The organism is Janthinobacterium sp. C22 (genome assembly GCF_057919405.1).
In genome coordinates, this window is the sequence record NZ_CP193659.1 from 979135 (window position 1) to 990619 (window position 11485).

The window sequence follows — 11485 nt, forward strand, 5'->3', positions numbered from 1 at the left end:
ATGAATGTTCTATGTTAAACGGACTTCAGGAACGCGCGTATGCCAGCTAATAGCATTTCAATGGCCATCGCCGTCAGGATCAAGCCCATCAGGCGCTCGAACGCCGTCATGACCCTTGGACCGAGCGCCCGCTGCAAGCGTTCGGCGCACAGGAAGACGGCCAGCCAGACGGCGGCCACGGCCGTCAGCCCCGCCACGTGGGCGATCACGTCGTTCATTTCATGCGAGGAAAACAGCAGCACGGTGGCCAGGGCCGACGGGCCGGCCAGCGCGGGGATGGCCAGCGGCACGATGAACGGCTCGCCGCCCATCTCGTGGTCGCTATTGCCCGCGTTGGGCTGCGGAAACACCATGCGCATGGCGATCAGGAACAGGATCACGCCGCCGCCGATGCGCAGCGCCACTTCCGACAATTGCAAGGCGTTCAGGAAATGGCGGCCGAAGAACATGAACAGCAGCAAAATGCCGAAAGCGATCAGGCATTCGCGCACCACGACTTTCCAGCGCCGCTCGATGGGTACCCGTTTCAGGGCATTGACGAACAGGGAAACGTTGCCGAACGGGTCGGTGACGAGCAAGAGCAGGATAAATGTCTGGAAGAAATTCTGTGTCATGGCGGTGAGAGATAAGGTCAACACCGCTGCCAGGATGGGCGCGGTGCGATAAGGCTTGCGATGATAACAAGCCCGGCGCTTATCGCCCATGATTATTGATGCATAGCAGCATTTTTTATGCCGCGATGACTTTTGCCTGGTAAAACGCCGTCGGCGTGGTGCCGAAATGCTTTTTGAACATGGCCGTAAACGCGCTTTGGCTCGTGTAGCCATTGTCCATCGCCACATCGATGACCTTGCCGCCGCGCGCCAATTGCTCCAGCGCCCGCAGCAGCCGCGCCTGCTGGCGCCACTGGCCGAAGCGCATGCCCGTCTGCTTCTGGAACAAGCGGTGCAGGCTGCGCTCGGTGATCGCCAGTTCCCGCGCCCAGTGCGCCACCGTCACTTGCTCGCCCGGTTGCTCCATCAGCCGCGCGCAAATGCCGCGCAGGCGCGCGTCCGCAGGCAAGGGCAGGTACAGGGGCAGCACGGGCAGGCTGCCCAGTTCGTGCAACAGCAATTGCAGCAGATGCCAGTCGCGGCTGCCTTCCGCGAAGTCGGGCGCAATGTCGACGGCCGCCACGATCAGTTGCCGCAGCAGGGGGCTGATGTCGAGCACGCAGCTGTGGCCAGGCAGCAATGGAGAATTGGCGCAGTTGACGAACAGCGTGCGCATTTTCACGGCGCCGCTCATGCGCACCTGGTGCGCGATGCCGGGCTGCAACCACACGCCGCGCGTGGGCGGCACCACCCAGCGCCCGCCCTGCGCCTCGATGGTCATCACGCCTTCGATGGCATACAGCAATTGCGCATGCGTGTGGCGGTGTACGGAAATCACGTGGCCATGCGCATAGTCGACGGCCAGCGCCATGGCGCGCGCCGTGACGGGCAGCAATTCCTGAAAGGCGGGGGAAGTGCAATCCATAAAAAGAGCGTCAGTTTTGCGATAGGTATGGACATCTTAGCGCGAGAAGGCGCGGCGCGCCTGCGGCATGATGGTTCCCCGCAACTATTCCTGGAGCTATACATGCCTGTGCGCGCCTATCTGTATCCGTTTCTCGCCATGCTGCTGTGGGCCGGCAACGTCGTCGTCTCGAAGCTGGCCGCGTCCAGCATCGCCCCCACGGCCATCACGGTTTACCGCCTGGTGCTGGTCTTGCTGGTGATGACGCCGTTTATCGCCCGCCCCCTGTGGCGCAACCGTCATGCGCTGCGGCGCCAGTGGTGGCAGCTGGCCTTGTGCGGCCTGATGTCGATGGCGCTGTTCCAGAGCCTGTCCTACCGCGCCGCCGAATCGACGACGGCGACGAACATGGCCATCGTCACGGCGCTGGCGCCGCTGATGACGGCCCTGCTCAGCGTGCTGCTGCTGGGCGAGCGATTGACTGTCGGCATGGCGGCCGGCGGCGTGCTGTCGTTCGGCGGCCTGCTGTACCTGGTAGGGCGTGGCGACGTGCTGGCCTTGCTGCAGCAGGGCGTGCATGCGGGCGATGCGCTGATGCTGCTGGCCTGCCTGATCTTCGCTTTGTACGGCGTGCTGCTGCGCCGCTGGCGTTTAACGATTCCCGCCTGGCAAGCCATCTATTGCCAGGCGCTGGCGGCCCTGGCCTGCATGCTGCCGTTTTTCCTGTTGTTGCCGCCCGGCAGCGCCAGGCTGGACGCCACCACCTTGCCCCTGATCGGCTATGCGGGCATCGGCTCGTCCATCGTCCTGTCCTATTTGTGGATCGAAGGCGTCAAACTGCTGGGGCCGAACCGCTGCAGCATCTACGTCAACCTGCTGCCCTTGCTGACGGCCTTGCTGGCCGTCGTCTGGCTGCATGAAAGCATGCATGTGTATCACCTGGTCGGCGGCGGCATTTCGCTGCTGGGCGTGCTGCTGGCGCAGACGGTACAACGCCCCCTGTTTGGCCGGCGTGCTGGGGTGTCGGGCCTTGCCTGAACGGCCATGCATAATGGCGGTTTTCGGCAGTGGAGTTGACATGCGGTACACATTTTGGACGAGCACGATGGCCATGGCCATGGCGCTGGCCTTGGGCGCCCTGGCGCCAGCGCAGGCCGCGCCGCGTTTTTATGAGGGTGCGCCCATGGCCTACGCCAGCGCCGTCGAGCGCCGCGACGGCGGCGTGGTGCTGGCTTTCCTGCGGGAAAATGGCGAGGTCAACGGCTACTATTGCCAGTGCAAGGGCATCAGTGAAAAACGCATGAATCTGGACAAGTACGGCCAGGCCAGCATCGAGGCCGTGTTCCAGCTGGATCTCGACAGCGAAGGCGAAACCACGTTCGTGCTCAGCCGCAGTGACAACCGCTTTGGCTTGCATGCCTACCGCTACGAGCGCAGCGGCGGCAAGATGTTCAAGGTGGCCACCTTGCAGCCGGCGCTGGATGCCATCGTGCGCGGTGCCAAAACCATGGACGAGGCGCGGGTGCGCGCCGCGCTGGCCCGTTTGCAGCTGATTGACTACAGCATCGCCTATGCGCCCACGGGCGTGGCCGAGTTCGACGCCATCGAGCATGCGCACGGCACCCTGGTCGGCTATTTCAATATCGATGGCGAGTTACTGCCGGGCAAACCGGCCGACGCCCCCGCGTTTGCCTATAAAAAGACGTACCAGGAAAAGGATGGCCATTTCCTCACAGTCACGTATCTGCTGGGCAAGGGCTGGGAAGGGGGCTTCGCGCCCAGTTATCACGTCAAGTGGATCACCTGGGAAACGCAGCCGCAGCGCTTTGCCGCCAGCCAGGACGGGCTATTCATCGAGTATGACGTCAATTGCTGCGTGGGCAGCGTGTTTGCCCGCGGCCTGTATGCGCAGGGCAAGCGTACCGGCGTATGGCATTACGAAGAGCCGAACACCATCCGCTCGTCTGGCGCCTTTGTCGACGACAAGGCGGAGGGACCATGGACGTATGAAAGCGGTGACGAAACGACGACGGGCCAGATGCGGCGTGGGCAGCGCACGGGGCGCTGGGAAGTGAGTCCGGGCGTGGCCGAATGGCGCGCAGCGGACATGCACAGTTTCACCGGTTACGACCATTTCGTGAAAGACCGCCTGGAGGGGCCCAGCGAGCGCCGCGTCGGTGGCGTGGTGCAATGGCAGGGCAACTATGTCAATGGCAAGAAGCAGGGCCAGTGGGTGGAGCCCGGTGGTGGCGGCAACTATGTCGATGATGTGAAACAGGGGCCGTGGAAGAAGGCGACGCCGGACGGCGGCTGGCAAGTGTTGACCATGCTCGATGGTAAACCCGATGGCAAGCTGGAGCAGTATGCGGCCGGCGGCCAGCTGGAACTGGTCGAGCATTACCGCCTCGGTGTGCTCCATGGCACGATGGAAAGTTTTTATCCGGACGGCAAGCGGCGTTACCAGGGCAGCTTTGCCGACGGCAAGCGCGATGGCGCGGAAACCCTGTTGTATCCCGATGGCGAACTGCCGCAATTCCATCGCAACTGGCACCAGGGCGTGCTGCATGGCGTCAACATCGAACATTTCCAGAACGGAAAACCGAAGCAGATAGGCGCCTACAACATGGGCAGGAAAACGGGCCGGTTTCAGTATTTCCGCGACGATGGACAGCTCATCGAAGAAACCATGTATTAACTAGTTGGCTAAGTAATCCTCGGGAAATTAGTGTGAATTTATGACGAACAGAACCGGATGCTATGCAAGGCGCTCGCTGCGACGCAGTGCGGGCACTGCTAGCAGTGAGCAACGCCGCAGAGCGCCGGTTATGGCAGTCAGAAATCACAATAATTTATTGGGGGTTACTTAGCATAAATGGCATTCCCGCGCGACCGCGCACGGCAGCGGAATGCCAGTTCTGCGCAAAAAACATCATCCGCTTGTTACAAATCGTGAAAATCCATACTGGATGTTGCTACTAGTAATCTTTCCCTGTATCTTGCAGTCAGGAAATTAAAAGTACAGGAAACCTCGACCTCGTTGCCCTGTCTTGCACTCCTGACGATATGCGCGGGCCGCCTTTCCCCCTGCCGCCGCACACGCCGTATCGACCTGTCCTGAACAATTCACGTGATCCGCCCATCTGGCGTTTGCCGCTACCCCACCCGGCAGGCGGTGGCACGGTCGCGCCCTTACCAAGGAAATTGCATGCTGTCGAATATAACAATAAAAATGCGTCTGATCGCTACCATGAGCGTGCTGGGCGTGCTGATCGCCTTGCTGGGCGTGATGAGCATTATCAGCCTGAAATCGGCCAACAACAGTCTCAACGAGGTCTACAGCAATCAGCTGGCCTCGACGCAAGCGATCGGTGAATCGCAAATTGCCCTGGGCCGCGCCCGCTTCACGATGGACCGCGTGATGGTGCACCCCGAAGCGGCCGATGCCAAAGATACCCTGGCCCGCGCGGAACAATTCATGGAAGCGTCCAACAAGTCCTGGAAGGTGTACCTGGCCTTGCCGCAAAGCACGGACGAAAAGCGCCTGTCCGACGACATGGACAAGAAGCGCAGCGACTACATGAACAACGGCTTGCTCGTCATGAGCAAGGCTTTGCGCGAAAACAATATCGAACAGGCGGACAAGCTGATGATGGCGGGGCTGACGCCGCTGTACCGCACCCTGGACCAGGCCGCCGAAACCTTGACGCAATACCAGGCCACCTCGGCCGCCAGGATGTATGCGGACAGCCAGTCCAGCTACCGCACCCAGGTGGCCATGGCCATCGCCGGCATGATAGTCGGCGCCTTGCTGACGATTATTTCCAGCTTCTTGCTGCTGCGCGCCATCTTCGGTCCGCTGGACCAGGCCCTGCGCCATTTCGGCGCCATTTCCGACGGCAACCTGGCCAACGACATCGTCATCACGCGCCACGACGAGATGGGTGCCCTGCTGGGCGGCCTGAAACAGATGCAGGAGCGCCTGTCGACCACCGTGCGCGGCGTGCGCGACGGCAGCGGCGCCATCGCCACGGCCAGCAATGAAATCGCCTCGGGCAACCTGGATCTGTCGAGTCGCACGGAACAGCAAGCGTCGAGCCTGGAAGAAACGGCCTCGTCGCTGGAAGAGCTGACCTCGACCGTCAAGCAGAACTCGGACAATGCGCGCCAGGCGAACCAACTGGCCGTCTCCGCCTCGGACGTGGCGGTGAAAGGCGGCGCGCTGGTGGCGCAAGTGGTCGACACCATGGGCACCATCAGCGAATCGTCGAAAAAGATCGCCGACATCATCGGCGTGATCGACGGCATCGCCTTCCAGACCAACATCCTGGCCCTGAACGCGGCCGTGGAAGCGGCCCGCGCGGGCGAGCAGGGTCGTGGTTTTGCCGTCGTCGCCACGGAAGTGCGCAACCTGGCGCACCGCTCGGCTTCCGCCGCCAAGGACATCAAGATGCTGATCGAAGCGTCGGTGCAGAACGTGGGTGCCGGCAGCGCGCTGGTCAGTCAGACGGGCACGACGATGGACGAGATCGTCTCCAGCATCCGCCGCGTGACGGACATCATGGGCGAAATCAGCGCCGCCGGCCACGAGCAGGAATTGGGCATCGGCCAGATCAACCAGGCCGTGGCGGAAATGGATACCGTGACGCAACAGAATGCGGCGCTGGTGGAAGAAGCGGCGGCCGCCTCGGAAGCGATGCAGGAACAGGCGGCGGCGCTGGCCGAGATGGTCAGCATCTTCAAGCTCGACGCCGCCCACAGCGGCCCGGCAGCGGCCAAGCCCGCCTTGCGCAAGCCTGTCGTGGCCGCCGCAGGCGCGGCCTTGAAACGCCCGGCGCTGCGCCTGGCGCCAAGCCGCACCGCCTCGGCAGCCGCTCCGGCCCAGCCACGTGCTGCCAAGCCGGCCGCCGACAACAGCGGCGAATGGGAAGAGTTCTAAGCTAGCGAGGTTCCAGGGCCGCCTTGCTGCCCTGTTCCTGCAGCAGCGCCGCCTCGGCCAAGGCCTGGGCGCGCGCTTCTTCCGCCGCCTGTTCCGCTTTCTCCAGTGCATCGTGGTGCGCCTGCAAGGCCGCCCGCGCGCGCACGAAGACGATCTTGATGGCCGCCATCACGGGCACGGACAGGAAGATGCCGACCACGCCGCCGAGCTGGTCGCCGGCCAGCAAGCCGACGATCACCATCAGCGGGCTCACTTCCACGCCTTCGCTCATCAGGTATGGGTTGACCACGTAATCCTGGAACAAACGGTAGGCGGCGATAAAGCCGATCAGCCAGAACACGTGCTCGAAACCGCTGAAACCGGCCACGACCACGGCGATGACGGCCGCCGCCAGCGGGCCGGCAAACGGGATGAATTCCAGCAGGGCGGCGGCACCGGCCAACAGCAGGCTGTACGGCACGCCCATCAGGGAAAAGGCGATGCTGTAGGACACAAACGTGGCGATCGACAACAGCAGCAGGGCGCGCACATAGCGCGACAGCAAGATGTCGAGGTCATCGATGATGGCGCCCCAGAGCTTCTTGTTCGGGCGGTTCAGCAGGGACAGCAAGCCGTCGCGCATGTCCGGCCCTTCCTTGATCAGCAAAAAGCTCAGCACGGGCACCAGCACCAGATAGATCAGGTTGCTGGCCGCATGCATGACGGTCAAGCCCAGTTCCTTCGCCAGCGGCATGGCTTGGCCCGTACCGCTGCTCAGCTGCGTCTGCATGAAGGACAGCAGGCGCGCGCGCAAGGGTTCCATGAATTCCGGCAACGGGATGCGTTCGGCAAAGTTGTTGCCCCTGAGTAGGGTCGGCAACTGATCGCTGAGCTTGATCGCCTCTTCCTCGATGCGCGCCCCGAAGATCGACCCCAGCACCGCCACCAGCAAGATCACCACCAGGAAGACGATGCCGATACTGGCCGTGCGCGGCAGGCGCTTCGGCCCGTACCGTTCCAGCAGCCCGATCAGCGGATACACGAGGTAGCTGAAGAACACCGCAAACACCACCACGATCAGGGTCGACGATACCTTGTACGTGAGGAATAACAAAAAAGCGACGAGAAAAGCCGTCCACACCATCTTGGCGACGCGCAAGTTAAAACCGAACATATGACTCCTTAGGGCAGGATGCTACGCAAGCGTGGCTGGCTTGAAGGGCTGGGTGGGCAAGGCAGGGATCGGGCCGCGCCGCACGGCCGGAAATCATACCGCAAAATGCCAAAATGCCATGCTCTTGTGCGTAATGGCAATGCTTTCCCTGTTCGCCTCCTTATTTTGTCCGCCAGCTGGCCACGGTGATGAGCACGCTGTCTTTCTTGTCCGGTTCGCGCAGGGTGATTGTGTAGCGGCCGCTCGTGTCGCTGCCCGTGAACACGACCTTGTCGTCATGGCCCTGCACTTGCGCGCCCTTGGCCAGCTTGGCATAGGTGTTGAGCACCCAGTGGAAATCGGCATAGCTGCGCAGGGTGATGCTGGCATCGGGCATGGGCTCGTCGCCGGCCTCGGCCGCTTCCGTAGGCGTGCGCATGGGCAAACCGGCCAGGCCCGCCGGTGCGATGAGCTTGCCGCCGCTGGCGCTGCTATTCAATTCCGCGCTCGGCAGCAACAGGTGCAGCAAGCTGGGCGGAAAGCCGGGCGGCACGTCGCGCGGCTCCCAGCCGGGGTGGCCGGGAAGAGTGGTGATGTATTCCACCGCAGCAATGCTTTGCCGCTGTTCCGGCGCAGCCTGCGCCAGCATGGGCGGCAGTTGCCGCGCCCACACGAGCAGCGGCGCGGCCATCTCGTCCTGCGCGCCCGGCGGTACAAACACCGTCAGCATGGCATGGGTGGACGGCAGGCAGGCGGGCACGGCATCGCCGATGGCGGCCTGGCAATGACCGTTGACGAGGCCCAGGGCCAACAGCTTGCGTTGCGGGTCGAACAGCATGGCGGCCCGCTGCGCGCCGTGTGCGTCGGGGTTGATGGATGCCAGCACGGAACGCCCGTCGGGCAGCATGGTCCGCTGGATGTGTTCCAGTGAGCGCATGCTGTCGAGCGCCTGGAGCGCGATCAGGCTATCGCCCTGCGTGTAGTTGCCGCGCGCATAGCCGAGCAGCTTGAAGACGTCGGCGCGGATTTGCGGATGCTCGTTCAGGCTGAGCGGCGGCGACGGCACGGAGACGGGCACGGTGGCGGCCACGAAGGCGGCGTCTTCGGTCGCTTGCGTTTGCGCCAGCGCAAACGGTGACGTGCCCAGAGCCGCGCACAGTGACAGCAGGGGATAAATGAGGCGTATGTTCAATGGCAATCCTGGTCGAGAGGCCATGCCGGTCCGGGCGCCGGCATGCGCGCGCCGCGATCTTAGCATTTCAGGAATGAAACGCTTTCTGCTAAGCTAGTCTATTGAATCACTGCCCCCTTGCCATGGCCAAGATCACCATTTCCTGCAGTATTCCCGTTGACGATGAGGTCGTGACCGAGTTCTTGCACAAGTATGTGCTCCAATCGCGTGTCGGCGCGGCCAGGAAATTGCGCATGGGAGAGAAGGGCTGCTTTTATGCCTGTTCTTTGTACCAGGAAGACCATGCCAAAGTGAGCCGTTTGATCCGCCGCATGCTGGCCTTTTTTGAGAGCAAGGACATTCCCTTGACCATTCTCAAGATCGGCGCGCAGGACAGCTGGTACGGGGTGGACCCCGACCAGCGCGACCCGTGGAAGATTGCGCCGCAAGCTCTGCTGGCGCTGCTCGATGCGGGGCCGTACGATGGCGTTCAGGCGGCGTTGAGCACGTAGCGGTTCTTGCCGTTCTTCTTGGCCAGGTACAAGGATTCGTCGGCGCGCCGGTAGCTGTGCGACAAGTCGACTTCCTTGAGCAATTCCGCGACGCCGATGCTGACGGACACCTTGCGTTCCGGCACGAAAGCCGCCTCGACGGCATCGACCAGCTGCGCGGCAAAGGCGCAGGCCGCGTTCTTTTCGCCCAGGTAAATGACGGCGAACTCTTCGCCGCCCAGGCGGCCGCACAGGTGCTCGCCTGACAGCCCCGCGATCACCTCGGCGATCCTTTTCAGCACTTCGTCGCCCACGTCATGGCCATGCACGTCGTTGATCTGCTTGAAGTCGTCGATGTCGATCATCAGGAAATACGCGGGCGTGCGCGCTGTGCGCTGCAAGGCGCGCGCGCTTTGCGTGAACATGCGCCGATTGTTGAGCCCGGTCAAGCCATCCTTGTAGGCCATCGTCGCCAGTTCGCGCTGGGCGCGGTAGTTGTGGATGCGCAAGACGAGAAAATAGATGTTCAGCGCCAGGCCGATGATCACGCTGATGGTGACGGCCAGCACGGGCCAATGCTGGTCGGCCTGGCCCGCATGCACGGGGAACTGTCCCAGCCCCAGCATGGCCCACACGCACAGCGATACGCCCAGGTAATACGCGATGCCGCTGAAGATGGGTGCCGTTGTCAGGGTGATCATCACCCCCAGCGGCAACACCCAAAAAGCGGGGTCTTCCGTGCCCAGCATCAGCACGCGAAAGCCGAAAGCGATGAACAGCACGCTGATGGTGCCGCTGGCGATAATCGCCTGCAAGGACTTCGCATACACGGTCAGCAGCAGCCCGGCCAGCATGCCCGTCACCCCCAGCGCCGCCTGCGCATGATCGAGCGAAGCGCGCGGCAGGGTCAGGCTGAACGTGACCAGCCAGCAAGCCAGGCCAAACGTCAGGATGGCTATCGAAATGAAATGCAGTTCCTTGAAAAAGCGCTGCTGCTGCTCCCGTTCTCCTGAAAAGAACAGGTAATAGAAGGCAGGCGACAGGCTGCGCGAAGTGAACATTGCATTTGTCCAGAGACAACACGCCTTGCGGCAGGGCCGCCTCCCGGCAACGGCAGGCGGCATGGCGCGCGTACAAAATTAGTTGCGCTCAGGAACTAGTGTACTGGTTTCTTGGGGGAGTGGGGAGTGTGGCGAGGAAAACGGCGGCCAGTGTCCTGCCGCCGCCACAGTGGCATGCGGCGGTGCGGCAGCGCGGGGCGTCACAGGTCGCGCGCCAGCACCTGACCGACCAGGTCCTTGCCAAAGCTGTGATGCGCTTCTTCCTCCACCAGCTGGAAGCCGGCCTTGTCGTAGATGCGGCGCGCATCGGTGAGGATGCTGTTGGTCCACAACACCATTTTCGTATAGCCGACCTGGCGGCTGAAGCGCAGGCATTCATCCACCAGGCGGCTGCCGATGCCCAGGCCGCGCGCGCAGGGATCGACATACAGCAGGCGCAGCTTGGCCGTCGTATCGTCCTGGCGCACGATGAAGACGGAACCGATCACCTTGCCGTCCTTCTCGGCGATCCAGCAGCGCTCACGGGCAGGATTGAATTCCCGCACGAATTTGGCGAGGATCTCGGCAACGAGTGCCTCGTACTCGTTGTTCCAGCCATATTCCTGCGCATACAGCACGGCTTGCCGGTGGATGATCCAGCCCATGTCGCCCGGCTGCGGATTGCGCAGGATATAGCTGGGCGATGAGCTGGGCGATGGCTCCCCCAGCAAGCCCTGGATTAGCCCCATGGCAGCGACCAGCTCCTGCTGCACCGTCGGCGGCAAGCGCTCCAGCATGGCCGCCACTTCGCGCCGCGACGCGTCGACCAGGGGCGCGAGGGTGCGCTGTCCCTGTTCGGTCAGCTGCAATTGCGTGGCGCGCGCATCCGTCGGCGAGCGCGTCTTGGCGATCAGCCCCTGCTTTTCGAACCCGGCAATCACCCGGCTCAGATAGCCCGCATTCAAGCCCAGCTCGCGGCACAGGTCCGCACTGGTCAATTGCTCCCGGTGCGCCAGTTCATACAGGATGCGCACCTCCGTCAGAGAGAATGCGCTGTCCAGCAGGTGTTCATGCAGCACGCCAATCTGGCGCGTATAGAAACGATTAAAACGGCGCACGATCTCCGTGCGTTCGCCGAGTTGATCCGTATGCATCTAATGCCTCCCATATGCTTGCTTATGGCAGATTATTGATTGCTTTTAGCAAGTATGTCAATGC

Annotated in this window: 10 protein-coding genes; 4 read left to right on the top strand and 6 right to left on the bottom strand. The window is 62.6% G+C overall.

The genetic code is table 11. The annotated features are described in order from the left end of the window. Nucleotides 1-14 precede the first annotated feature (14 nt). Nucleotides 15-614: a MarC family protein gene (locus tag ACRHIG_RS04410; RefSeq protein WP_475417678.1), complete on the bottom strand. Its 600-nt coding sequence runs from the start codon at nucleotides 612-614 to the stop codon at nucleotides 15-17. Nucleotides 615-729: 115 nt separating this feature from the next. Beyond that, the gene (locus ACRHIG_RS04415) at nucleotides 730-1518 is read right to left on the bottom strand and encodes an AraC family transcriptional regulator (RefSeq protein ID WP_489629478.1); all 789 of its coding nucleotides are present in this window, start codon (nucleotides 1516-1518) and stop codon (nucleotides 730-732) included. A gap of 102 nt (nucleotides 1519-1620) precedes the next feature. Between ACRHIG_RS04415 and ACRHIG_RS04420 the strand changes: the two genes are divergently transcribed. From ACRHIG_RS04420 to ACRHIG_RS04430, 3 genes are all read left to right on the top strand, one after another. Next, the gene (locus ACRHIG_RS04420; protein ID WP_489629479.1) at nucleotides 1621-2535 is read left to right on the top strand and encodes a DMT family transporter; all 915 of its coding nucleotides are present in this window, start codon (nucleotides 1621-1623) and stop codon (nucleotides 2533-2535) included. Between the two features lie 40 nt (nucleotides 2536-2575). Next, the gene (locus tag ACRHIG_RS04425) at nucleotides 2576-4192 is read left to right on the top strand and encodes a toxin-antitoxin system YwqK family antitoxin (protein ID WP_489629480.1); all 1617 of its coding nucleotides are present in this window, start codon (nucleotides 2576-2578) and stop codon (nucleotides 4190-4192) included. Nucleotides 4193-4702: 510 nt separating this feature from the next. After that, the gene (locus tag ACRHIG_RS04430; protein ID WP_489629481.1) at nucleotides 4703-6433 is read left to right on the top strand and encodes a methyl-accepting chemotaxis protein; all 1731 of its coding nucleotides are present in this window, start codon (nucleotides 4703-4705) and stop codon (nucleotides 6431-6433) included. A 1-nt stretch (nucleotide 6434) separates the two neighbouring features. On the opposite strand, the gene ACRHIG_RS04435 is transcribed toward ACRHIG_RS04430, so the two are convergent. Both ACRHIG_RS04435 and ACRHIG_RS04440 read right to left on the bottom strand, forming a co-directional pair. Then, the gene (locus ACRHIG_RS04435) at nucleotides 6435-7586 is read right to left on the bottom strand and encodes an AI-2E family transporter (protein WP_489629482.1); all 1152 of its coding nucleotides are present in this window, start codon (nucleotides 7584-7586) and stop codon (nucleotides 6435-6437) included. A gap of 160 nt (nucleotides 7587-7746) precedes the next feature. Next, on the bottom strand, nucleotides 7747-8757 hold the full coding sequence (locus tag ACRHIG_RS04440; protein WP_489629483.1) for a hypothetical protein: 1011 nt from the start codon (nucleotides 8755-8757) through the stop codon (nucleotides 7747-7749). Between the two features lie 122 nt (nucleotides 8758-8879). Between ACRHIG_RS04440 and ACRHIG_RS04445 the strand changes: the two genes are divergently transcribed. Next, nucleotides 8880-9248, top strand: a complete 369-nt coding sequence (locus ACRHIG_RS04445; RefSeq protein WP_489629484.1) for a hypothetical protein — start codon at nucleotides 8880-8882, stop codon at nucleotides 9246-9248. Here ACRHIG_RS04445 and ACRHIG_RS04450 read toward each other — a convergent pair. Both ACRHIG_RS04450 and ACRHIG_RS04455 read right to left on the bottom strand, forming a co-directional pair. After that, a complete protein-coding gene (locus tag ACRHIG_RS04450; protein ID WP_475417670.1) occupies nucleotides 9227-10288 on the bottom strand; it encodes a GGDEF domain-containing protein in 1062 nt (353 codons plus the stop codon). The genes ACRHIG_RS04445 and ACRHIG_RS04450 overlap by 22 nt on opposite strands. 200 nt (nucleotides 10289-10488) lie before the next feature. Further along, nucleotides 10489-11421, bottom strand: a complete 933-nt coding sequence (locus ACRHIG_RS04455) for a bifunctional helix-turn-helix transcriptional regulator/GNAT family N-acetyltransferase (protein WP_489629485.1) — start codon at nucleotides 11419-11421, stop codon at nucleotides 10489-10491. Nucleotides 11422-11485: the final 64 nt, after the last annotated feature.

Bases quoted from the DNA above. Each gene is read 5' to 3' on its own strand.
- ACRHIG_RS04410 (WP_475417678.1), bottom strand. From the start codon at position 614: ATGACACAGAATTTCTTCCAGACATTTATCCTGCTCTTGCTCGTCACC.
- ACRHIG_RS04415 (WP_489629478.1), bottom strand. From the start codon at position 1,518: ATGGATTGCACTTCCCCCGCCTTTCAGGAATTGCTGCCCGTCACGGCG.
- ACRHIG_RS04420 (WP_489629479.1), top strand. From the start codon at position 1,621: ATGCCTGTGCGCGCCTATCTGTATCCGTTTCTCGCCATGCTGCTGTGG.
- ACRHIG_RS04425 (WP_489629480.1), top strand. From the start codon at position 2,576: ATGCGGTACACATTTTGGACGAGCACGATGGCCATGGCCATGGCGCTG.
- ACRHIG_RS04430 (WP_489629481.1), top strand. From the start codon at position 4,703: ATGCTGTCGAATATAACAATAAAAATGCGTCTGATCGCTACCATGAGC.
- ACRHIG_RS04435 (WP_489629482.1), bottom strand. From the start codon at position 7,586: ATGTTCGGTTTTAACTTGCGCGTCGCCAAGATGGTGTGGACGGCTTTT.
- ACRHIG_RS04445 (WP_489629484.1), top strand. From the start codon at position 8,880: ATGGCCAAGATCACCATTTCCTGCAGTATTCCCGTTGACGATGAGGTC.
- ACRHIG_RS04450 (WP_475417670.1), bottom strand. From the start codon at position 10,288: ATGTTCACTTCGCGCAGCCTGTCGCCTGCCTTCTATTACCTGTTCTTT.
- ACRHIG_RS04455 (WP_489629485.1), bottom strand. From the start codon at position 11,421: ATGCATACGGATCAACTCGGCGAACGCACGGAGATCGTGCGCCGTTTT.